Origin of the sequence: Mesorhizobium sp. AR10 (assembly GCF_024746795.1) — a bacterium.
Lineage (GTDB): Bacteria > Pseudomonadota > Alphaproteobacteria > Rhizobiales > Rhizobiaceae > Mesorhizobium.
The window spans coordinates 5,779,220-5,801,195 of the sequence record NZ_CP080524.1 but is presented as its reverse complement, the minus strand read 5'-3'; the positions used below and the strand labels follow the sequence as shown (position 1 = coordinate 5,801,195).

The following is a 21,976-nucleotide window of genomic DNA, read 5'->3' as shown; positions in this document are numbered from 1 at the left end:
CGATCCCGGTCACAACGTCTCCTCCCGTGGGATCATCACATCGACACGGCGGTTCTTGGCACGGCCTTCCGGCGTTGCGTTGTCGGCAATCGGTTCGTCCTCGCCCTTGCCTTCCACGGCGGTTCTGGATGGGTCGCCGAAGTGCGGCGCCATCATCTTTTCGACAGACTGGGCCCGGGCAACGGAAAGGTCGAAATTCGATTTGAACGCGCTCGACTTCTTCGGTTTGACGTTGTCCGTGTGGCCAACGATCTTGATCGGTCCTCGTTCAGTGTTGAGAGCGGATGCGATGCGAACCGCAACGGGTTCGAACTCGGGCTTGACGTCGGCTCTTCCGGACTGGAACAGCAAGACATTGTTGATTTCCACGACGATGAAATCGCCCTTGGTGCCGACGCTGACGCCGCCGGTTTCGATCTCTTTGCCCAGCGCGGCGCGGATGCGGTCGACTTGTGAGATGGTCGGAGCAGCTGAGATGGTCGGAGCAGCGACCTTTACCTCCTCGATGAGCGGTACAAAGCTCGCGCGTTCGATGGTGATCGGCACCGTCGGGTTGAGGGCCAGCAATTCATCGGCAACAGCGTCGCCTTCGTTGGTGATGAAAACCCGCAGCGCGAAAAACGCTGCGGTCAAAAGGGCTGACGTAGCGGCCGCAACGACCCAGAGCGGGACCCGCCTCGATCTCTGTGCGGCTGTCGTCGACAAGCCTTGCCAATGTGGCGAGATCTCTTCGTCGCCGCCCTCCCTGAAGTAGGCAATCGTCTCGTAGACGTCGCGACGAACGCGTTCGAGGCCGCTGTCTTCGCGCGAGCCGCGATACTGGCCTTCGAATCCCAGCGACAGGCAGACATGCATCAGCTCGATCAGATCGCAGTGGGTCTCCGGCGTAGCCAATATCGTGTTCAGCGCCTGGAAAAAGCCCGCACCGGTGGGTTTGACCTGAAAGAACTGCGACAGCATGCTGTGCCGCGCCCATATGTCCTGGTCGACACCGGGCAGGTTTGCGATGATGTCGTCAGCTGCTTCGCAAAGGGCAAACTTTGCGATGCGCGCATCCTCTTCGGCGATGTCGGTTTTCGCGATCTTTCGGTCGAATTCCTCGATCAGGTCGGTGACATGGGCCGCCAGCGGCTCGGTCTGTCTCTCGACAGCCATCAGCCGGAGATGACCAAACAGCATCAGCAGCGGCGCGGCAGCACTGATGATCGGGTTTGCAGAGCCATAGTCGACGCCATCGCTGGCATTGAGGAGGGCATCCTGAGAGATTTCTCGTGCCGTCTCGGCCAAACCTCGAAGTGATGGGCTGGCGGCATCGGGAGAGCCGGCCCGCACCGCAGCGTCTTCCGCGAAGGGCACACCTTGATAGATCACCGTTCCGGTTGCCTGCGGTGTCTGTTGACCGACGCCGGGATCGAACACAGTTGAACCCTGGATCTCGGCAGGAGCCAGCTTGGTGTGGTCGGGGCTCGGCTTGTCCCGGGCGAGAGCCGCTTTTTGCTTGCGGCCGGGATTCAGGCGGATGATGGTTTTATCCGCCGGGCCGGAAGGATCATCGTTCGAACTCATCGTCGATGTTCCGTCGGCGCATATGCGCGTTGGCTGCGGATATAAACGAAACGGCGCCTGATCGGCTGCGATAAAGTGTGCTGGCCCTGCAGATAAGGGCCGGAGGAACGCGGACTACAAAACGCTATCTCTCCGTGACATGACATTTGCCGCAGACCCCCAGGTCAATCAGCCGTACCCGCTTGGCGAACTGTCGTATGTGATCGTAATCTCAGAAGTTGCCGATTGGAACCGGATGCGTGCGGGCGAAGAGGTTTTTCTTCGCTAACCAGCGCATGACCGAGGATTATGCGCAAAATCAAAGGTCTACGGCGTCCTTTGCGCGTCCAGAAGGACGCGTTGCGCTGCAGCTGCACCCTCAACGACGTCAGGGCTTCCCGGTCTGTTTCTGTTTGGCGGCCTTGGCATAGGCTTCGCTGAAATAGGCCAGGAAAATGTCCAGCATGCCGTTCTCGTGGGCTTCCTCCTTGGCCCGCCATGTCGCAACGAAGGCGTCCCAGGCACGGGGCTTCTTCGAGGCAAAGGACGACGGAGGAAGCTTTTTGGCGATCGCTTCGGGTGACAGGTCGTCGAGAAGCCGTGAAAGAGCCGCCTGCATGGCGGCGAAGGTGGCAAATTCGTGGGTCTTGAGGTCGTGGAAGGCGTCTTCGATGCTGTGCCTAGCATCGAGATAGCCGGCCCTGCGCCGTGCGAACATGATGTCGAGGATTTCGTCCGTCCCCGGGACGAACTTCAGGGGATTGTTGTCGACCGAATTGATCATCGTGCGATCGCTGGTCTTGGCCAATACTTTTGCAGCCGCTCGCGCCTTCAGCAGCAAAACCAGTTCGTCGACCACGACACGCAGTACCGCACCGATTTCACCGGCCACTTCATGCGGCGGTCGCAGCAGCAGCACCTCCGGCGGGATGCCGGCTCCGGCCGCTATTTTTCGCAGTATGTCTTCCGCTTCGTTTGCCCGACCGGAGGCCGCAGGAACGGGCATGATTTGCGAAGGTGGCGATATGGAGCGCTCTGGACCGTGCCCGACACCGGTGGGCATTTGCCGTTGCGTCGAGCCGTGGCTGCCCCCGGCATGGTCCGTCGTGGCGAACGCTGCCCGCTCGTCATCGATCGATATCGAAACGACATAGCGGCCGATCCGAAGCCGGTCGCCTTGAGCAAGCCGATGCGGGCCAACCAGGCGCTGGTTCGATCCATTGACGAAGGTTCCGTTGCGCGAGACGTCGTGCAGCCAGAACGCGCCGCCTTCGTAGCGAACCTGACAGTGCCGGCCGGAGATGAACTTGTCCGGATCGGGCAAGGTCCAGGCGCAATTCTCACGCCCGATTTCGAAGCTGCGATCACGCGATCGGTAGCCGAGCGGGAGACCGGCGGGCAGGACATCGACATTGTTGATCTGCAGACTGATGAACATCCTGAATCGCCCGATCGACAGGCCGACATTCTAGCAGCTTGCGAGCCCGCCAGTACAACAGCGTTTCAAGCTGATGATTGGCTAGGGCGGGGGTTCCGTCGCCGCCGGTCCTCTTTGGCCAGCGGGAAAACATGTGATAGGCTCAACATGGCCTAGTGTGATGAATACGAAAAGTTCCTGAACGTGATGTTGTTAACATAACAGGAGCTTCAAGTCCGCCACGCTGGCGGCCGCGTCCAGGAGGGGCACGACCCATGCCGAACGAACGTGCCGCGGTTGTGCAGACACCGGTCGGCGCCGAGTTGTTGACCTTCACGCATCTCATCGGGCGCGATGAGATCAGCCGGTGCTTTGCCTACACTGTGGGGTTTGTCAGCACCAACGCGGACATTGATCCACTGAAGATGCTGGGCGGCGCCGTCTCGATCGAAGGCGAATCCGATCCGAAACGTTGGTTCAGCGGCCTCGTCTCGGAGTTTCGCCTCACCCGCATCGAGGATCGGCAGGCCCACTACCAGGCGGTCGTCAGGCCGTGGCTATGGTTTTTGGGAAATACCACCGACTGCCGCATCTTTCAGGAAAAGAGCGTCATCGAAATCGTCGAGGAAATCTTCTCCAAATACAGCGCGGCCAAGTTCGAAAAACGGCTGCAGGGGTCGTATCCTTCCCGTGAATATTGCGTGCAGTACGACGAGACCGACCTCGATTTTGTGCAGCGGCTGCTCGAGCACGAAGGCATCCTGTACTTCTTCGAGCACGGTGATGGCGAGCACACGCTGGTCCTGGCCGATGCCATGAGCAAGCTGAAGCCGGCACCGGGCTACAAGACGGTGCCCTATCATTTCGAGGGGCAGGGCTCGCGCCGCGACGTCGAATACATCACCGAGTGGATTCCGGGCAGTTCCGTGCGGCCGGGCGCCTATGTCCATACCGACTACGACTTCAAGAAGCCGGGTGCCGACCTGATGGCCAAGTCGGACCAGGCGTTCAGCCACAAGCTGGCCGCCGGCGAGAACTACCGCCAGCCTGGCGCCCATCTGGAGGTCGGCCGCGGCGACACCTTGGCGGGGATTCGGCGCGAGGAACTTCAGGCAGTGCACCAGCGCATCGCCGCTGTGGGAACCGTGCGCGGCCTGTTCTCCGGCTGCACCTTCACGCTCGAAGGCTTTCCCCGCGAAGACCAGAACCAGGAATATCTGGTGGTCAGCGCCGAATACAGGCTGTTCGATCCGGGCTACCGGGCCGGCGTCGACACCGATGGCGAGAATTTCAAGGTGGTCCTCGGCGTCGCGCCAACCGCCTTGCCCTATCGCCCGCCACGCATCACGCCGCGGCCGATCATGCGCGGGCCGCAGACGGCGACGGTTGTCGGACCTTCCGGCGAAGAGATATTCACCGACAAGTATGCGCGGGTGAAGGTGCAGTTCCACTGGGACCGGCTGGGCAAGAAGGACCAGAACAGCTCCTGCTTCGTGCGTGTTTCGCAGACCTGGGCCGGCAGCAGCTGGGGCTTCATCCAGATCCCGCGCATCGGCCAGGAAGTGATCGTCGACTTCATCGAAGGCGACCCGGACCTGCCGATCATCACCGGCCGTGTCTACAACGCTTCGCAGATGCCGCCCTACGGGCTGCCGGGCAGCGCCACGCAATCCGGCTGGAAGTCGGACTCCTCCAAAGGCGGCGGCGGCTACAACGAGCTGATGTTCGAGGACAAGGCCGGCTCCGAACTGGTCAATTTCCAGGCCCAGAAGGACCACAACCTTCTGATCAAGAACGACCGCACAAAGCTGGTTCAGCACGACCAGTCCGACCGCATCGACCACGACGCCAAGCACTCCGTCGGCCACAACCTCGACGAGGACGTCGGCAACAACAAGACGGTCAAGGTCGGCGTCGACCAAACCACGGACATCGGCAACAACGACACCGAGACGGTGGGTGTCAATCGCTCGCTGACGGTGGGGTCGAATGAGACAATAGGCATTGGGTCGAATTCGACGGAGACGATCGGCATTGCGCATACACAGACGGTGGGCGCGGTGCAAACGATCACTGTCGGCGCGGCTAGGGTCGACAGTGTCGGAGCATCCGAGACCCGAACCGTGGGCGGCCCGCAAGCGAATACAATCGGTGCGACACGATCGGTGAAGGTGGGCGCAGCGCAGAGCCATGAAATAGGGGCGGCGGACAGCTGGAAGATCGCCTCGAACCAGAGCGTGCAGATAGGCGGCGGCCAGACGTTCAAAATTGCAAAGGATCAGGGGACTGATATCGGGGCTGGGCGCTCTGCCAAGATTGCCAAGGATGACACGACCGAGGTCGGGGGCTCCCGGGCGCTCAAGATAGCCAAGGGCAGCGCGGTCGAGGTAGGCGAGGATGGGCTCATCAAAATCGGCAAGGATTTGATCATCGAGGCAGGCGACTCGATCGTGATCAAATGCGGCTCGGCGGCAATAGCCATGAAAAAGGATGGCACCATTACAATTGAGGGCAAGGATATTTCGGTAATTGCCTCAGGTGAATTCAAGGGCAAAGCTTCAAAGGAAGTCTCTTGGAAGGGCAGCAAGATCAACCACAACTGAGGGCGTTATGGCAGAAGTGTTAGAACGGATCGAGGGCGTCGTGATCGGGATGTTGATCGGCTTTGACGCGGGTTTGCCACTCGTAGTCTTTCCTGGCAATCCGCAAGAAACGGCGGTTTCCGCTCGCAGCCTGGCCGAACTGAACTCGGCGATGATAGGTGCAGAAGTTGCACTGCTCTTTCAGGAGGGCAATCCACTGCGGCCGTTGATTGTTGGTAGGATAGTGGAGCCGGTCCGCAGGTCATCGACGCCACATGTGGTCCGCGACGGTGAGATGGTTCGAATCGTGGGCGAAGAACGAATAGAATTGCGTTGCGGTAAAGCGACGATCATCATGGAGAAAGATGGTCATATCACCATTCGCGGCACCTACCTAACCAGCCACGCCAGTGCTGCGAACCGAATCCGCGGCGGCTCGATAAATCTAAACTGATGCCGCCGCTGATGCTTCGGGAGATTGTGCGCCAGCATGCCGAGCAAGCAGCGTTCTTGTGGATGGTTTACGACCGCCATCTGCTGAATCCGCAAGAGAATCCGGAGCTCGACGTCGTGCGGCTTGCGCGACTGATAGAACAACTAGAAGCCCATCTCGACGGGTTGCGCGTTGCGGGAAGCGTCGGACGCGAGATCGCAGAAGAACGCTACCGAGAATACTCCGAGGCGGGTGAGCTTTTTGTGGTCAGAATGCTGAGCCATAAATCGTCGATGCGAATCGTCGATCTCGATTTGGACAAAGTGAGATCATACTTGGCCAAGACTTTGCCGACGCGATAGTATCGCGAACGTCGTATTTTGCCTGCGGGCCTATCGTCACAACCTATTTGAATGACTTTCTATACCAGCCATTTCCATCAAACCGAAAAAATGCGTTGTGCCCACATGACCAAAGGTTATCGCCAGCGGATAAGCGCTGGCCAAAGACGTTTGGCTTGAATGGAATGACCTCTTGCCCTTGGAGAATATCCACGCCTTGCCCTGACGCGCCAAAGTAGATGTTGTCACGAAAACGAACCACGCTTGTATACCTACGGGGCTGCGTTACAAAGGTGACGATCGATCCCGACTCGTAGCGAAAGCAGATGCCGTTTTCGCCGCAAACATAGACTCTGCCGGGGCCGTCGACGTACACGCCCAGAAGATTCGCATTCGTATTGATGTCGATCTGCGTCCAGATGTCGCCCGTCAATTGCCAGAAAGCACCTCGTTCGCCGACTGCGAATATTTCCTTGCTCGAAAGTCCGTGGATGTTCGAGAGACGAACTGTATCCGGTATCGAGATTTGTTCCCAGGCCTCACCGCGAGAACGCAGGACGAGACCCTCCTCGCCGAGGACAAATACAGTTGCCTCGTCAAGCCCCCAAACCTTGAAGATCATCCGGTCAGACAAGCGCTGTTGGGTGAACTGGTTGTTGGATCCTCGCCACAGGCTGAATCCGTCACATGCATAGATTGTTCGCGACGGAGCTACCCAGAAGGAGCTGATCCATGTGTGGGTGTCGAGAAGTATTACCGGCTCCACATCGGCGGCAGACGGCGTATGGAAGATTTGACTCCGCTTTTCTTCGCGGCCTTCGTCCATCTGAACAATCAGATTCCAGACGCCGGTACCTTTATCCGCTTGAACCAAGGTGCAGTCGACGGTGAACCCTTCCGGGCTGATATAGCGTTCGGTATCGTCGGTCATACTCCAACTTCTCCAATATCTGGCGTGGACGTCCTCGGTATCTTGTCGCCGCCCGGCACGCGGCATTGTTGTTCGGCAATCTCTTCCTTTTTTTTGCCGGTGCAGCGCTCCAGATAGTCGTAGATCACGGCTTCGAGACAGGTCATTACGTCGTCTTGCTTTTTCTTGTCTTCGATCTTGCTGATTGTCTCGTCAAACTCTCGAATGGAGCTTAATTCCGAAGCAACAGCATCCTTCACCTTCGGACGCTTTTCGCCAACCTTGTTGCCCGCCGCGTCGCGAATAATGCAGGACTCGGCGAACTTCTCCTGCCTGCGGGTTTTCTTGCCATGCGGCGTATCGTCATCGGCTGCCGGGCCTTTCATGCAAAGGCACGGAGCGCCGCCCGCGCTGTAGTTACCCATTCCCTCGATGGACCGTGGCGCGCCGCCCCGCTTGTTTTGCGCCAGCGCGTTCTGAAACATGTGTTCAGATTCGTTCTGGTTTTCCTTCGTCCACCCGCAGTTTTCTGACTTCTCGGAATGCTTGTGAAGCGTGATCTTGAATTCGTTGAGCAACGACTGGCAGTCGATGTTGTTCGGCTTTATCTGGGCGATATGCGGCCAGGTGACCGTGTTCCCGGGTGGCGATGCGTGATTGTTTGTAGCGAGATCGGTCATTCTAATGACCGGCTCGCCGTCAAACTTCACATCGCCTGACCAAGAGTTGAAATACTCCTTGCCCGTATTCTTTGAGGTGATGACGCCTTTCTTGGCGGCGCAACCTGCTTCGGTTCCCGACGTTTTTGACAGGTCGGACTTGTTCTTGATATTGACTGTCTTGCCGCCGATAAAAACGGTGCCTGTTCCTTGCTCGGTGTCGGAAGCCATGCCGAAGCTGGGATAAGGGATTGGGACGCCGGGTGGTGTCGCTGGATTCTCAGGCGGGGTGAAGCAAACATCGGGAAAGGCGGCAATCGTCTTTGCATCGACTGACTTGCCAGAGATTTCCAACCCATTTGCGAACACGTTCGCCATCAAGCTGCCCTTGTAGCAAGCACCGCCGCTCCACAGGCGCCCGCGTCATTAGATGCTTCAATCAGCACAGAATTGCCGGCGGCATAACCTTTCTGTGCGGCCATCTTGGCCATCCCAAGCATCAACGGCCCCACAGCTGCGCCGACATTGCCCAACGATTCACCTGGTGACCAAACGTCCTGAAAATCGCGTCCGTTTCTGACCAACCGCAAATTGGCAAGCGCGCTCTGCTTGAACCAGTATTGCTCGCCAATAAAATCGGCAATGCGATAACCGAGGCGATTCAGTTCGATCCCGGTCTCCCGCAATGCCGCGTGATAGGCCACGGTCATTCCATCGCCGCGCAGTGGTAGGTCTTGGCTATTGTAAATTGTCGCATTTTCCCGCGAAAGACCAACCCCAAACAACCGCAGCCCTTGGCTGCCGGTTCGGCTGCAGAGAACCGCAGCGGCGGCCTCGCCCGGAATGAATCCGTTTGGATTTCCGGGAGTGAGGATGCGGTTATTATTGAGGTAATGGGCGACCGATTGCGAGGTCAGATAGCTGTCTACCCCCGCAATCATCACATAAGGGACCTCTTCCGAGGCAAGAAGCCGCCGTGCATGATCAAGCGCGACGTGTCCGGAGGGACGACCATGTGCGACGACACGCGATCGTGCGTGAGGCTTGACCTCCACGATTTCAGCAATGCGGGCGAGCAGGGCTGCTGGATTGGTAACCGGTCGGCCTGGCCTGTTCTCCTCTGCCAGGCAGAGGATCAGCGCCGTTTGGCCGCGCGCCTCTGGAACCGCGTCGAACGCCTCGGCGATGGACCCGGCGGCGAGGTGAGCCATCCGCTTTTCGCCGATCCAATTCCGCGGCAAAGGCACAGGGGCTCCGATCAGACGGCCGTCGTTCGGCAACACAAAACGAGTCTCCTGAAATCCATCCAACCTGGCCCGCATCGCCGCACATGCCGATAACGCATCAAGGCCGACGGCTGTGACCATGCCGATCGAGATGATATCAAGGCTGGCGCTCATGCCTCCGCCCCCTCCGTTTCCGGCGCGGTGCCGTTGGCGCGGATATACATCCGTCCGGTGGCCCGCGCCCGTAGCATCGATTCTGTTGGCGGGCCGACCCAACATTCGCTGAAATCGAGGATGGTTTTGTGAATGCGCTTAGACACGCGCCACACCAATGAGAAGCGCCGGTTTTCCGGATCGAAAAGGATCGTGTCGGCGACAATTTTTCCCTCAAACGCTTTCTCGCGACCCTTGAACAGCGTCATCGGCAGCGCGGTGTCCGGCAACCTGAAACTCACCCGCCCCTCGGGCGTCAGATTAACCAGTTGCACCTCCTCGCCGCCGCGCGGCAGGTCGATCTGCTGATCGGCTGGCGCCATCTGGAAATAACGTTCGTCGAAGTCCGGCGGCAGGAACGGAAAGATGTTCTTCACCCAGTTGTCGTCATAGGTGCCACCATACTCAATCCGGCCGGGCCAGCCGCGGCCCATCGGCCCGAAACTCATCGGCTTGTAGTCGCCGAAGGGCGAGCGGACTTCGTCGCCAACCGCCTGGGTGTTGGGCAGGCGCAGGCCTGGGATTAGCCTCTGGTTCCTGGTGCGCGACCAGCCGGTGCCGACCGGGTTGTATTTGTAACTTCCCGGCAGCTTGTCTTCCGGATCCAGTCTGTCGACGCCACCCCACGCGACGTCATAGGAGATCGGCAGGCGCAGGAAAGGCTGTGGCGCCGTGGCGGTAAACATTGGCCCGATGGCGCGCCATTCGCGGTGGCCGACGACCTCGAACAGTTTCGACCAATTGCCGACCTTGATGCCGACCGGCACGCGCTCGGCTGGTCTGCCATTTGGCGCGTAGGCAAAGCCATTGGCGATGACGTCACAACGCGGTTTGCGGAAGGCAAAATCGGTTTCCCACAATGTGGCGGAATAGCCGGGTTCACCGGTCTGTGTGTCGGCCATGACCAGCGGTACCTGCTCCGCTGATTTTTGCACCGGTCCGCCGGGCGTCGCGGGAAAGTCGAATGTGCCTTTGACCACCACGACGATCCACTCATGGCCGGACTTGTCCATGCCCATGGTGAATTGGTGCGGATAGCCCATCTGGTTCCAGATCTGCATCAGCTGGTCTCCCAGCTGGCGGCGAGGATTTGTTCCACCGTCGCTTGCGGCGACTGCGGATCGATATCGAAAATGTCGGAGTACGCAGTCCACATCACCATGTCGCTGATCAGCTCTTCACCCGGCTCGATAGTCGGCACCGGCAGTGTGGTAAGTGCGGCGTCCAGATCGTCCGGCGTCAGTTCGCCGTGCTGGGCGGCGATGGCCGCTTCCTCGATGCTGGAAAACCACGCCTCGGCGTAGGCCAGCTTGACGGGTGCTTCAGGAAGCTGTGCGACGACGCTCAAGGGGAATTGCCGGCCAACTCTGTCGGCACTCTGCAGGATGATGCCTGCCGACGCACCGAAGGAATTCGGACCGGCCAGAAAGCGCAGCGCGGTGGCGGGCGGCCAGAATTTCTGGCCGAACAGCGGGACGATATGCTCCGCCAGCCAGCGGTCCCAGATGCGCACGAAGTCTCCTGGCAGCCGCCGCGTGACGAAATCGCCGGTGGCGGGCATTTTGCCGTAGAAGCCAGGCAGGATCATATCTGCGGCGGACATGAGAACTTCTTGAACATCTGGAGGTTGTAGGGATTCTCGACGCTTGCGGCGCGCAACTGGAAATCGGCGTAAAGGCCCTTCGTCCCCAATCGCAGGCTGAAGACATCGGTGAGCGAAGTGCCGGTGAAACGACCGCCGCGCAACATCCTCAGCCAGGCCCAGCTGCCGGTCTCGTTGAGCATGACTTCGGGTGAGCCGTCGATCGGCTGGAAGGCGAGCGAGATGACGCCGGTGCCGTCCTTGCCGGGCCAGGTCATCGGCTGCGGCCGCGTCGCGTTGTTGAAGTAGACGAGGTTCTGGCCATCCAGATTGAGCGTCACGCGCGTGACGTTCGGAGACAGGTCCTTCGGTTCGAGCGTAAAGCTCATCACCGGGCCGGTACCGCCGGGAAACAGATCGTCGCGGATCCGCCTGGCCTGCTCGAAGGCGGCAAGCGCGGACGGGTCCAGACCGAAATCGGCGCGCCATTTCCACGGCTGGGCCGAGGTGTCAACATAGCTGATCAGGTTGGTCGTTAATGAAGGAGTCGATCATCCCGGCCGGTCCGAACAGGCGGGCGAAGTCGCGGACATTGACGTCGACGGCGCTGTCGGGACTGAACGGATAGCGGTCGTTGAGCGCTGCCTGGCAGAAGGGCAGGATGTCGGCGCGCCAGATGGCGTTGAGCTCGGAGGCTACTGCCTTCTGCGTCAGGCCGCTGGTGTCGCCGGCGATGCCGCCCAGCCAGTCGTCGATCGGATCGGGCAATATCTGCGCCTGTCGTGCAACGGCTCCCGTCAGTTCGGCAAGGCCGCCCTGTTTCTTGATGGCGTCCTGAGGGTCGGGGTTGGCGGTGACAGTCTGCAACACATTGGACAGCGCCGTCAGCGCCACGACCGCGGCGTCCAGCGCCGGCGGCTGACCGTCGACCTCGGCGATAGCGCCCTTGAGCGGTTTGAAGTGTTCGGCCACCAGAGTGCCGGTAAGGTCCACTGCGTCGGCGCCGCCGGCGCGCGGTAACAGTTTTGCGCCTGTTTTTACCAGCTTGCCGACCTTGCCAAGCTTGCTGAGCAGCTTCGACCCGCCCTTTTTCTTGGCCTTGTCGTCACCTTCAGGCTCCTCATCCGATCGGGTAAGCTCCGTCTCCTGAACGACTGCCGTCACCAGCCGCTTCAGCGCGGAATCGGCGCTGGAAAGGTCCTTCAGGTTCTCGCTTGCAACGTTGAGGTCGCTCAGTGGCGCCAGCCTCATGTCGCGCAGGAAGCTGTCCCACTGCGCGATGTAGTCCTCGTAATAAAGTTTCAGAATATCCTCGGAGAGCGCCGGGACCGAGGTCTCGGAATTTTCCGAACAGCCGCCGGCAAAGACCGCGCGGTCGAGTGCTGCCTGGGCGGCGACATCCTCGACCCGGTCGAGGATGGCGTCGTGGAAACCAGCATAGGTGAACGCACCGGAGATTCCGGTGCGCAGCGTCTTGTCGGATTGCCGGGCAAACACCTTGGAGCCGTTCGGACCGGCGAAATTCGCGGGGACCCACTCCTTCAACTCGGCGACCGCCGGGTCGGCGAGCAGTTGCTTGTAGGCGCGCGCCGGCAGGGAAATCGTGCAAACCGTTTTCAACGCTTCGGCAACCAGCGCCTGGTCAGGCGCTGTGTAGCTGTCATCGACCGCCATGCGGCGGATCGCGGCAAGCTGATGCTCCTCCGCGTCGGCGGTTGGAAATGGTGCCGCCGGCGCGAATTCGGGCAGATCGTTCACCCACCAATTCTGCACGAAATCGGGATCCATCTGCGACAGGCCCGTCATCATGCGGTAGGTCTTGAGTGCGCCGAGCATGAAGTCCGGATCGCGGATCTGCCGCCACATGGTTGCCTCGAGCAGCGCAACCATGCGCGGCTCGAGCACGTTGCGCAGCGCGCGGTCATAGGTATCGGCCTGCGACCGCAGGAGTTCCGCCGAGGCCGATGGCCCAAGCAGATCCTGCCCACTGCTCGGCGGTGCCGTTCTGGCATTTGCGACCTCGGCCATCGCCGTGAGAGCGCCGTCGATCGCAGGCTGCTCCACCGACGCCGGATTTGCGGCTGCCGCGGTCAGCGGTGCCTGCAACTCCACGAACTGGCTTGCCTGGGCTGTGATCGCATTGCGGTTGTCAAAGTAAGACCAGGTGAACACCGCGCCGGCCAATACGGCAGCCGTGGCACATGCCGCCGCCGCACCACGCCAGATCCAGGCGCGGCGACGCTGCGCCAGCGGGTCGAACGTACCAAGTCCCGCCTCCTTGAAAATCACCTCGGTCAAAAGGTTCTTCAGGAAGAAACTGCGTTTTTCGAAGCGCTGCGCGGGCATCGACCGTCGCGCCGGCAGTCCGAAGGAAGAGGCGAGTGCCGCGGTCAGCCGGTCGATCGGCGCGCCTTCCTGGGTCGCCGAGGTCAGATAGAGGCCGCGCAGCCAGGCGGCCTCCTCGTAGCGGCTCTCGCCGAACATCGCCTCTACCAGCACCTGGATCGGTTCGGACAGGCTTTGCAACTGAGCCGGAAATCGGAATATCTCGGCGCGTTCGGCAAGCTTGTCTTCATCCTCCAGCCGCGGCACCAGCCGTCGTTCGAGTTCGGTCGAAAGGGTCGAGATTTCGCGAGCAATCGTCGCGGCGTCGACACGCGCGTCGAGCGCGAAGGTCGTACCCCATACCTGTTCGCGCGCGGTCGTCGACAGACCGCCGAAGAAGGCTTCGAACCCCTTGATGAGGTCAGCCTTGGTCAGCATCAGATAGACCGGCAGGCGGATTTCGAGCCGCTCCTCGAGTTCGGCCAGCCGCCTGCGGATCTTGCGGCCATGTGCCTTGATGGCTTCGTCGCCCTCGGACAAGGCATCGATCGAAAGCGCGACGATGACGCCGTTGAGCGCGCGGCGGCCTCGATGCTTCTTCAACAGGTCGAGAAAGCCCAGCCATTCTGCGGCGTCGACGTCCGGCTGGCTCTCCTGCTGGACATAGCGGCCCGCAGTGTCGATCAGCACCGCGTGTTCGGAGAAGAACCAGTCGCAGTTGCGCGTACCGCCGACACCCTGGAGATCGTCGGTCAAGTCGATGGGAAAGTTGAGCCCGGATTGCCGCAATGCCGTCGTCTTGCCCGTGGCCGGCGGACCGACGATCACATACCACGGCATTTCGCGCAGGAATTTGCGTCCGCCGAGTTTGCGACGCTTCAGTTCGACCATCACGTCCTGGAATTTGGCGCCGACCGCGGCGACGTTCTCCTCGCCGGGGCTGAGCCGCTTTTCCTCTACCGGGGCGGAGATTTCAGCGACGAACATCCGGTTGGCGCGGATTGCCCGGCGCTGCGCGACGATCAGCCAGATCAGCCAGAAGATGACCAGCAGCGCAATAATGACGATGCGCACCGTCTCCGATGCAAAGGGCTCGGAGGCGCCGACCCTGACGATCGGACCGAACACCCAGATGATCAGCGAAAGCAGCGTCAGGCCGATCAGCGTCCACAGGAAGCGAGATGTCAGAACCGCCCAGAGGAAGCGCAGGATGAACATGTCACAGCCTCTTCTCGACCAGCACTTCGACGCGGCGGTTCAATGCCCGGCCTTCGCGCGTGCCGTCGTCGGCTACCGGATCGGTGGCGGCCCGACCTTCGGATCGGACGCGGTCCTGCGGCACGCCGTTCTGGATCAGAAGATCGGCGATGGCAGCAGCGCGGGCTTCCGACAATCGCTGATTGGTGGACAGTGGATTGGTCCTTTGCAGGGGAATGCCGTCGGTATGACCGACCACCGTGATGTTGCCGATCAGCTCCTGGTTATCGAGGATCACCTTGGCGATCGAAGCGATGAGCGGCTCGAACCCTTCCGTCAGCTGCGCGCGCGACGATTGGAAAAGTTCCGGGTTGGAGGCCTGAACGAACAATTTGGCCAGCGAGACGCTCTCGGTGCCCTTGAGAGCTTGCCGCAGATGGGAAGGTGCGGCCGCCTGGAATTCCGGCAGCAGTGCGAAATCCACGGTTTCGGGTGGTGTTTGAAGTGGTGCCGGCTCCGCCTTCGGCGCGGCGCGGGTGATCTCGGCGCGATTGGGCGGCGGCAATGCGCGTACCAGCGCCGAAAGCTCCACCGCCTGGCTGCTCAGGCCCATCGACAGCCCGATGTGGATTGCGGTGGCGATCACCACCGCGGCCACCGCCATCACCCAGATCGGAACGATGAAGCGCTGCGGTTCGTCGGAGGCGATCACGCCCTTCCAGTTTGGCGACAGCGGCGCCCCTTCCGCGTCGGTATCGCGCAGGAAACGTGCTGCCGCCACGCGAACGGCATTGAGCGAGCGGTCGCCGGAACGGCCGGGTACGCGATATTTGCCGCGAAAGCCGAGCGCCAAGCAATGGTACTGCAACTCCAGCATCTCGCGATCCCGGTTCGGATGACGCTCCAGCTCTTCGAGACGCGCGAAGAACTGCGCACCGGCATCGACGTCGCCGCGCAGCATGACCACCAGCGGCTGGCGCGGCCATGCGCTGGCGCCGCCCCAGGGTGTATTCAGCGCAAGGTCATCGAGAAGTGCGGCCACCAGCCAGGCCGCCTGGTCGGCTCGTTCAAGCGAGCAGCCCGCTGCCATGGTGGCGTCGCGGCATCGCACAAGCTCGGAGAGCAACCTTGTACGCAGCGCTTCCGGGTTCTCCGGTTGCTGCGCGTTTTCCATTTCGGGCGCAAATTCCAGCAAAGGCGAGAAAGCGTTGACAAGCACGTTCGGGTGCGCGCGCGAGCGTTTCGCAAAAGCGCCCGACGGCGGCAGCGGCATCGCCCGCGGCGTCGGCGCTCCGCTGAGGCGTATGCGCGTACGCTCGCGATCCTCGGACAGTCCGAAAGGATCGTCGCGGCTCATCATGTCACCTGTTGACCGAGTAGCAATCGACCTGCGGTTCGCTCGGCAAGATACCCGAAACGCCGATCACAAAACCGGGCGCTTCGAGAAGCGAGGCCCAGTGCTCGCTTTTCTGGTCGAGTTCAAGGCAAAGCCGGTCGCCATCATAGGGAATTTCGCGTGGTTGCGAGTGCAGTGGCTTCAGCGGGATGCCAGGCAGACGCGACTTCCACAGCCCCTCGAATTCGCTGGCCGAGCCGACGGTCGCCTGGTTGACGAATATCTTGCGCAACGCATCCTCCGACAGCTCGGATCCGATCCGCACGACGATCCGGCTGGCCACCAGGAGCTTGGGGTTGTCGATGCGGATCTTCCAGACATTGGTGGCATGCCGCATGACCGGCAAGGCGCGGGACTTCGGCTCGATGTAGCGCAGGCTGAGGATCAGCGAGCGCAGCGCATCCGCCAGCGCCGAATAGGCAGGGCCCGGCGCCATATGATCGTAGGCAGGCAATTCACCCAGGCGCCGCGCGCTCGAGCCATAGGTCGCCATCGAACCGGCGAGACCGGCAAGCTCCATATAGAGCTCGGACGGATGGTAGACGTCCTGCGCGAGCATGTGAGCCAGCCGCGGCCGCGCGCCATTGACCAGATTGAGTATCAGCAGGTCTTCGACACTGCGTCCCGGGCCGCCCAGCACCATCTTGCCATGCGCCTCGGCGATCTGATCGAGACCGGTGACCACTTCCTGAAGCAGCCGGCTGTACCAGGACGCCGCACCGATGACCAAGGTCGGCGGCAGGAACGTGTCGTCGAGCGCAACACCGCCATCGGCGCGAACGCCCTTGATCTCGGCGACAGGCAGCGCGGTGTAGCCGCCAACCGTTTTGCCGGGCGCCAGCAATTGTGCTTGCGGCCGCGCAATCTCGATCTCCTCGGGATCGGAGCCGCCATGCACGGCATCGCGGACCGACACGATCCGTCCGCGATAGCGTGCGCCCGACGGCTCGGCATGGGCGGGGTCGAAACCGACGCCTTCGGGAGGCTCAAGCGGCAGGGCGATTAGCACCGGTCCCTCGCCCATGTCAGGCGTTATGGCAAGCGGCCGGGGAGCGTCCATCGTGTCGGGGATCGCGAACGGAGTTCCATCGGGAAAGATACCGCGCGCAGTCAGCACGGAGATCTGGCCGGCGTCGAGCAATGCCGGGTCCAGCGTCAGTGTTCGAAAGCCGAACGTATGCAGCTGCCCGGCCTGCAACGCGCCGCGTACTGTCGCTTCGAAAAAGCGATCCTGTTGCTGGAAATGCTGGGTCCGGAGGAACAGGCCCTCCGACCACAGCACTCTGTTTGCATCGCTCATGCCGCCACTCTTTGCATCGTATCCCTCGCTTCGGCCGCGCTAGGCGGAAATGCCGCCGCTGCCAAGCGTCACATTGACGGTGAATGTCGATCCCGCCGAAACCGACTTGGTCGTGCGCCAGCTTCGTCCGCCGGGCTCCCGGATCAGGGCAACGAAGCCAAGCGCTGTTGCTTCCGGTTCAACTGTGATGGTCTTCGACGCGCTCTTGCCGGGCGCGACGGCGACCTGGTCGGATCCGATGAGATCGCCGCCAAGCGCCGAGCCGGCATCCCCTTGCAGGGCGAAGTAGTCCGCCGAATTGAACTTGCCGGTGCTTTTCAGTCGCATGATGAGGACCGTCACCGGCCTGTCGCCGCCGTCCGGTCCGGGATTCATGCCCGCCCCGCCGGCCACGTTGACCGTAATCACGGACGGTTTTGGCGGGCCGCTTTGGCAGGCTGAAACCAGTCCTGTTGCGCCCAGGGCGATGATGAATTCGCGTCTATGGATCATATCTCACTCCTCCTCATATGCATCTCGGAAATCAGTGCCGATTTCACCCAGGAAGCGCGTTTCGGCGCTTTGGGCGATTTCGCGGTGCCGTTTTTGGTAGAGTTCCCAGAGCTTGGCCCCGCGTCCGCCGGTCAGCAACGTGCCGATCGCCGAACTCGATTTCAGCTCCTCCTCGATCGCCGCTGGGTCAAAGCGGTCGATCATCCGTCGTAGCGCCCCCTGCACACCGCGCCAGGCGCGAACATGATGTTGCGCGAGATCGCGCACAGCGTCCGCGATCGCCGCTTCGGCGCCAAGAAATCCGGGGCTGCGATCCGCCAGGATGGTCACCAGGGCATCGTCGACCGACGGCAGGAATTTGAGCGGATTGACGTCGGATGCGCCAACCACGGTTTGCGCGACGCGCGCATTGCCCTTCTCTTCGGCGCGTTTGCGCAGAAGCTGCATCAGGCCTTCCATCATCATGCGATATTCGCGACCGAACTTCTCCATCTCGGTCACCGGATCGCGGCCCGGAAAGTCGGCTTCGTCGATACCCATCCCGCGCAGGAATGCCGCGCGCAGCGCCGCATCGGATTGTCCCGCCGGCGGTCGCGCCGCACCGGGTTTGGCAGCGGCGCGTTGCGGTGGCAAAGGAGGCGGTTCGACCTTGCGGTCGGGCAAATCCCAAGGTGCGGGAGAGGGCGCCTCGGTGGCGATTTCGCCCTTCCCGGCGGCATCAGTGCGCTTGGCTGGGGCAGGTGCTTCGGCAGGACCGAAGCCAAAACCGTCATCGAATGCCGGCGGCTTGTCGGGGGCAGGTCTGCCCACCGCCTTCGACTCTGGAGTGGCGTGATCGAAGCCGAAAGGATCGTCGAAGACCGGCTTGCCGCGACCGCCGTCGTCAATGTTTGCATTGGCGGCAGGCGTTGCCACCGGGTCGAGGCTGAATGGATCGTCGAACGCCGGCGAACTGCGTTCGTCGGACCGCGCGCGTTCAAACGCGCCGGGAATGGGCTGCTCGAACGGATTGGGCAGGTCGGCGGGGCGCGGACGCCCAGGCTCTTCTTCGGTCGCTACCGAAAAGAAATCGTCGCGGCCGATACTGATCGGCGCCCGTGACGCCGCCGGCATTTCCGCGGCCGATGGTTTGGATGCTGACGGTTGGACCGCTGCTGTTTGCAGATCGACCCAGACGACATAGTCGCCCAGTTTCAGCCGCATGCCGCTTCGCAAGCGCGCCGAATTTCCTGCCCCAAGCGGACTGTCGGAATCGTCTATGAACAGCCCGCTGCTCGAGGTGTCGGTGACGAAATATCCATCCTGCTTGCAAGTGATCTTGCAGTGGGCGCGTGAAACGAACATGTCGGGGTCGTTGATCTGCCAATCCGCGTCGGAGCTGCGGCCGATCACCAACTCACCCTCGTCCAGCCGAGCTTCTCGCATCGCTTGCGCGCGCGGTCCTTGCTCGAGCGTCAGTAGCAAGCTCATGCCGCCACTCCCGCCGTTTCCGGCCGCCAACCGACGATGGTCCGCAGCCGCATATCGTCAGCATCGCCCCTTTCAGCGGGCCGCGCAAGCCAGGTTGTACGGGCAAGCTGTACCGTTCCGATCCTGGCCGGCGGCACGGCCTCGCCGGCGAGCACGATCCGCAGATCGACGTCGAGCGTTTCTCCAACCAGGTCGCGCACGGCCTGCTTCAACAGCTTCAAGCGCTCGCCACCCGGCAGGAAAGCCTTGTAGTCCTTGTATCCGAGCGGGCCGATGCGAAGTTCGATCCTGCTTTGCCGGGTGAAGCTTCTTGGGCCGATCGTCGCGCTGCGGCCAAGTGAGGCGTAAGCCCCCGCGAGACGGGTCTGCAGTGCCACGGGTACGGTCATCCAGGCTGCGACGAACTCCTTGAGCGCGACCGGCACCTTGAAGGCTTCCGCCAGGAACAGGGTCAGCCGTTCGGGACCGTCGACCTGGCTGGCAAGCGATGCGGCCTGGCGAAGCTTCACCACGTCAAGCTCGGCATTCTGGGTGCCTGGAAGTCCGATGCCGGCCATGGCCTCCAGCATGGAGCGGACGCGGCCGCCGACCGCGCGTTCGACCTGGACCGCCGGATGGGCATCCGCCCAGGCGCGATAGAACAGCGCGATCATGCGGTGCTGAAGGATATTGACGAAGTCGACGAATGTCGTGTCGCTCGTCTGCAGGGCATCGGCACCCGCATACCATCGTTGCGACAGGCGATCGAGCACCCAGCGTGTCAGATGCAGCGGCATCGGGCCTTCGGGCCCCAGCAGGCCAAGATTCGCAACCGTGACCCGGGCCGGCGCCTTGTCCGTCGGTTCAAGGAATTCAACCACGTCCTGGACGGAAAAGGCCAGACGCACATGCTGGCCGAGCCTTGCCGGTTCGCGATCCGGCCGGCCGGAATGGCCGAACTGGCCGCCCCGCCGTTCGAGCTGGCGCATCAGTTCGAAAAAGTCGAACGCTGCGGACAGCGCTTCGGCTTTCTCTAGATCAGGTAGCGATTGCCGGGCGTCATCGGCCATGGCACATCCTCCTGTTTCTGGAGCAAGCGCGTGCGGGTCCGCACGAACCCGTTTATTCCGGCATGGCGGGCAAACAGCCGCGCGAGCAAGCCGGAAAGCAGCAATGTGCTTTGCCCGGCCAGCACCGACTGGTCCACATGCAGTGTCACCTCCGTACCGCGCCCGAAGCACATCGGCCCCTCGATCGCCAGCCTTTCGATCACCGCCCGCGAGTCGATGCGCACGATCGAGCGCACATTGCGCGCGAGCCCGGGATCGCCGCGATCGGCATAGAGATCGAGCAGCGCGTGCAGCGGATCGACGCCGCGACCCTCCTTGGCAAGGCTGAGGAAGTTGAGCGCCAGCTGCGATACCAGCCGCCAGGCCAGATCGTCGGCGCGGGACTCGCCCTCGGCACTCGCCGGCAGCGCCGCCGGGATGGCCGGCTGGGGCGGACGCAACGCGCCAAGAAGCCTGATCGAATCCACCGGATCGCCTGCCTCCAGCGTCAAGGTCGGCGCGTCGTCGAGTATAGGCAGGTCACGATTGGTGCAAAGCGCGATGATGTCGACGCGCTTGAGCGGTCGGCTTGCGTTGCTGCCAACCGGTCGCGAAACGGCAAGGAACACGTCGTCGCCGGTGTATGAGGTGCGGGTCACGCCCTGGCGTCGTTCATCCTCCGTCGGACGGCGCGGACGCCGTTCCGTCGAATACACCCAGCCGCTGCCGCGGTTTTGTCCGAGGCTGAAGAGTTCCGGTATCTCGGCGTCGGGACCTTCGGCGTCGGCGTCCTCGACACGGATGACTCGGTAGATTTCAAAGTCTCGCGCCCGCGTGCGATCGGCGTGCAGCACTTGCCGCGTCTTGCGCGGATCGAGCTCGATGATATTGCACTCACGCTCGAAGAGATTGATGATCGGCGTCGCGAAAAGTTCGAAATCCGCCGGCGTCAGGTCGGAAAGTTCCGGCACGGGACGCCGGAACAAAAAGACGATTTCGAGCCCGGCCTGGCATTTGCGCACGACCGGCTGCAGGCCCAGAACGCGCACATAGTGGAAGCGCTCGGGCATCATGAAATATTCGCGCAGCAGGCGGTAGCCTTCGAATGTCGGACGCGTGCGCGGCATCAGCGCCTCGGCATCGCTGATGCCGACCATTTCGGGCGCCGGCAAAGGCGACAGTGGATTGGTCTTGCCTTCCGCTCGTGCGCCGAGCGCCGAGCAGGCGCCGAAAATCGCGTCGAACAAAAGCGGCGCTTTGGTGCGATTGGCGAAATACAGATCGAGCCGATCGAGCCCCACTTCGTCAAGCTTGCCTTTTCCGGTTCGCGCCAGCGTGATGCGCAACGCCGCCTCGCCGCCCTGCTTTCCGATCGGGCCTATTCCGGCGGCGGCAAGCGCGCTGCGGTCCTGGAAATAGCTGACCGAGGTGATCGCTATCGGCCACAGCGTCACCTCCTGGGCGGTGGTGAATGTACAGCGTGTCGACAGGCCGGCTTGCAGGCTGGAAACCAGCCGCGTGTCGCGTTTGACGACATGACCGGCAAGCATCGTTTGGACCTGCTGTCCCGGCTTCAGCACCGCCATCGCTGTCGCTGGCGCCGGCGTGACCAGATCGGGATAGAGGACATCCAGGATGCTGCGTGAAAACCGCGAGCGCTCGGCATCCACCTTCTGCCGCGTGCGAGCGGCGAGGAAAGCGACGCCGTCGAGCAGCCGCTCGACATAGGGATCCGGACACGGCACCGTATCGAGCGACAGGTTGCGCGCCACCGCCGGATGCATGTCGGCAAACTCGGCCGCGAGTCCGCGGATGTGGGTCAGTTCCTCCTCGTAATATTCGACGAAGACCCGATCCATC

The 21,976-nt window shown here is 61.9% G+C and carries 16 protein-coding genes and 1 pseudogene; 3 read left to right on the top strand and 14 right to left on the bottom strand.

Annotated elements, in window-relative coordinates; genetic code table 11:
- Positions 1-9: 9 nt before the first annotated feature.
- Both tssL and tagH (LHFGNBLO_RS31835) read right to left on the bottom strand, forming a co-directional pair.
- On the bottom strand, positions 10-1,566 hold the full coding sequence (gene tssL / locus LHFGNBLO_RS31840) for a type VI secretion system protein TssL, long form (RefSeq protein ID WP_258603968.1): 1,557 nt from the start codon (positions 1,564-1,566) through the stop codon (positions 10-12).
- A gap of 367 nt (positions 1,567-1,933) precedes the next feature.
- Positions 1,934-2,983, bottom strand: coding sequence for a type VI secretion system-associated FHA domain protein TagH (gene tagH, locus LHFGNBLO_RS31835; protein WP_258603966.1), 1,050 nt, complete (start codon positions 2,981-2,983; stop codon positions 1,934-1,936).
- 254 nt (positions 2,984-3,237) lie between these two features.
- Here tagH (LHFGNBLO_RS31835) and LHFGNBLO_RS31830 point away from each other — a divergent pair, with 254 nt between their 5' ends.
- Genes LHFGNBLO_RS31830 through LHFGNBLO_RS31820 form a run of 3 tightly spaced genes read left to right on the top strand, consistent with a single transcriptional unit; the run spans position 3,238 to position 6,339 of the window.
- A complete protein-coding gene (locus LHFGNBLO_RS31830; protein ID WP_258603963.1) occupies positions 3,238-5,565 on the top strand; it encodes a type VI secretion system Vgr family protein in 2,328 nt (775 codons plus the stop codon).
- A gap of 7 nt (positions 5,566-5,572) precedes the next feature.
- The gene (locus LHFGNBLO_RS31825; RefSeq protein WP_258603961.1) at positions 5,573-5,998 is read left to right on the top strand and encodes a DUF6484 domain-containing protein; all 426 of its coding nucleotides are present in this window, start codon (positions 5,573-5,575) and stop codon (positions 5,996-5,998) included.
- The gene (locus LHFGNBLO_RS31820) at positions 5,998-6,339 is read left to right on the top strand and encodes a hypothetical protein (RefSeq protein WP_258603960.1); all 342 of its coding nucleotides are present in this window, start codon (positions 5,998-6,000) and stop codon (positions 6,337-6,339) included. The genes LHFGNBLO_RS31825 and LHFGNBLO_RS31820 overlap by 1 nt, the downstream gene beginning before the upstream one ends.
- Before the next feature lie 43 nt (positions 6,340-6,382).
- On the opposite strand, the gene LHFGNBLO_RS31815 is transcribed toward LHFGNBLO_RS31820, so the two are convergent.
- The 12 genes and pseudogenes from LHFGNBLO_RS31815 to tssF form a co-directional block, all read right to left on the bottom strand.
- Positions 6,383-7,249: a WD40/YVTN/BNR-like repeat-containing protein gene (locus tag LHFGNBLO_RS31815; RefSeq protein WP_258603959.1), complete on the bottom strand. Its 867-nt coding sequence runs from the start codon at positions 7,247-7,249 to the stop codon at positions 6,383-6,385.
- Complete coding sequence (locus LHFGNBLO_RS31810; protein WP_258603957.1) at positions 7,246-8,265, bottom strand: DUF4150 domain-containing protein; 1,020 nt, start codon at positions 8,263-8,265, stop codon at positions 7,246-7,248. The genes LHFGNBLO_RS31815 and LHFGNBLO_RS31810 overlap by 4 nt, the downstream gene beginning before the upstream one ends.
- The gene (locus LHFGNBLO_RS31805; RefSeq protein WP_258603955.1) at positions 8,265-9,287 is read right to left on the bottom strand and encodes a 3-oxoacyl-ACP synthase; all 1,023 of its coding nucleotides are present in this window, start codon (positions 9,285-9,287) and stop codon (positions 8,265-8,267) included. Before LHFGNBLO_RS31805 ends, LHFGNBLO_RS31810 begins: the two co-directional genes overlap by 1 nt.
- Positions 9,284-10,387 (bottom strand): DUF2169 domain-containing protein, encoded by a 1,104-nt coding sequence (locus LHFGNBLO_RS31800; protein WP_258603951.1) that lies wholly within the window; start codon positions 10,385-10,387, stop codon positions 9,284-9,286. The genes LHFGNBLO_RS31805 and LHFGNBLO_RS31800 overlap by 4 nt, the downstream gene beginning before the upstream one ends.
- Positions 10,387-10,929, bottom strand: coding sequence for a type VI secretion system-associated protein TagF (tagF, locus tag LHFGNBLO_RS31795; RefSeq protein ID WP_258603950.1), 543 nt, complete (start codon positions 10,927-10,929; stop codon positions 10,387-10,389). Before tagF ends, LHFGNBLO_RS31800 begins: the two co-directional genes overlap by 1 nt.
- Positions 10,911-14,451 (bottom strand): annotated as a pseudogene (tssM, locus tag LHFGNBLO_RS31790) (type VI secretion system membrane subunit TssM). The gene tagF and the pseudogene tssM overlap by 19 nt, the downstream one beginning before the upstream one ends.
- Before the next feature lies 1 nt (position 14,452).
- On the bottom strand, positions 14,453-15,787 hold the full coding sequence (icmH, locus tag LHFGNBLO_RS31785; RefSeq protein WP_258603948.1) for a type IVB secretion system protein IcmH/DotU: 1,335 nt from the start codon (positions 15,785-15,787) through the stop codon (positions 14,453-14,455).
- A 4-nt stretch (positions 15,788-15,791) separates the two neighbouring features.
- Positions 15,792-17,126, bottom strand: coding sequence for a type VI secretion system baseplate subunit TssK (gene tssK / locus LHFGNBLO_RS31780; protein WP_258603946.1), 1,335 nt, complete (start codon positions 17,124-17,126; stop codon positions 15,792-15,794).
- Positions 17,127-17,165: 39 nt separating this feature from the next.
- Entirely contained in the window at positions 17,166-17,618 is a 453-nt protein-coding gene (gene tssJ, locus LHFGNBLO_RS31775) for a type VI secretion system lipoprotein TssJ (protein WP_258603944.1), read from the bottom strand.
- A 3-nt stretch (positions 17,619-17,621) separates the two neighbouring features.
- Positions 17,622-19,088: a type VI secretion system-associated FHA domain protein TagH gene (gene tagH / locus LHFGNBLO_RS31770; protein ID WP_258603938.1), complete on the bottom strand. Its 1,467-nt coding sequence runs from the start codon at positions 19,086-19,088 to the stop codon at positions 17,622-17,624.
- A complete protein-coding gene (gene tssG / locus LHFGNBLO_RS31765; RefSeq protein WP_258603937.1) occupies positions 19,085-20,137 on the bottom strand; it encodes a type VI secretion system baseplate subunit TssG in 1,053 nt (350 codons plus the stop codon). The genes tagH (LHFGNBLO_RS31770) and tssG overlap by 4 nt, the downstream gene beginning before the upstream one ends.
- A complete protein-coding gene (tssF, locus tag LHFGNBLO_RS31760; RefSeq protein ID WP_258603936.1) occupies positions 20,101-21,975 on the bottom strand; it encodes a type VI secretion system baseplate subunit TssF in 1,875 nt (624 codons plus the stop codon). Before tssF ends, tssG begins: the two co-directional genes overlap by 37 nt.
- Between the last annotated feature and the right edge of the window lies 1 nt (position 21,976).

Excerpts from the sequence above, each read along its gene's own strand:
- tssL (WP_258603968.1), bottom strand. The coding sequence starts at position 1,566 with ATGAGTTCGAACGATGATCCTTCCGGCCCGGCGGATAAAACCATCATC.
- tagH (WP_258603966.1), bottom strand. The coding sequence starts at position 2,983 with ATGTTCATCAGTCTGCAGATCAACAATGTCGATGTCCTGCCCGCCGGT.
- LHFGNBLO_RS31830 (WP_258603963.1), top strand. The coding sequence starts at position 3,238 with ATGCCGAACGAACGTGCCGCGGTTGTGCAGACACCGGTCGGCGCCGAG.
- LHFGNBLO_RS31825 (WP_258603961.1), top strand. The coding sequence starts at position 5,573 with ATGGCAGAAGTGTTAGAACGGATCGAGGGCGTCGTGATCGGGATGTTG.
- LHFGNBLO_RS31820 (WP_258603960.1), top strand. The coding sequence starts at position 5,998 with ATGCCGCCGCTGATGCTTCGGGAGATTGTGCGCCAGCATGCCGAGCAA.
- LHFGNBLO_RS31815 (WP_258603959.1), bottom strand. The coding sequence starts at position 7,249 with ATGACCGACGATACCGAACGCTATATCAGCCCGGAAGGGTTCACCGTC.
- LHFGNBLO_RS31810 (WP_258603957.1), bottom strand. The coding sequence starts at position 8,265 with ATGGCGAACGTGTTCGCAAATGGGTTGGAAATCTCTGGCAAGTCAGTC.
- LHFGNBLO_RS31805 (WP_258603955.1), bottom strand. The coding sequence starts at position 9,287 with ATGAGCGCCAGCCTTGATATCATCTCGATCGGCATGGTCACAGCCGTC.
- LHFGNBLO_RS31800 (WP_258603951.1), bottom strand. The coding sequence starts at position 10,387 with ATGCAGATCTGGAACCAGATGGGCTATCCGCACCAATTCACCATGGGC.
- tagF (WP_258603950.1), bottom strand. The coding sequence starts at position 10,929 with ATGTCCGCCGCAGATATGATCCTGCCTGGCTTCTACGGCAAAATGCCC.
- icmH (WP_258603948.1), bottom strand. The coding sequence starts at position 15,787 with ATGAGCCGCGACGATCCTTTCGGACTGTCCGAGGATCGCGAGCGTACG.
- tssK (WP_258603946.1), bottom strand. The coding sequence starts at position 17,126 with ATGAGCGATGCAAACAGAGTGCTGTGGTCGGAGGGCCTGTTCCTCCGG.
- tssJ (WP_258603944.1), bottom strand. The coding sequence starts at position 17,618 with ATGATCCATAGACGCGAATTCATCATCGCCCTGGGCGCAACAGGACTG.
- tagH (WP_258603938.1), bottom strand. The coding sequence starts at position 19,088 with ATGAGCTTGCTACTGACGCTCGAGCAAGGACCGCGCGCGCAAGCGATG.
- tssG (WP_258603937.1), bottom strand. The coding sequence starts at position 20,137 with ATGGCCGATGACGCCCGGCAATCGCTACCTGATCTAGAGAAAGCCGAA.
- tssF (WP_258603936.1), bottom strand. The coding sequence starts at position 21,975 with ATGGATCGGGTCTTCGTCGAATATTACGAGGAGGAACTGACCCACATC.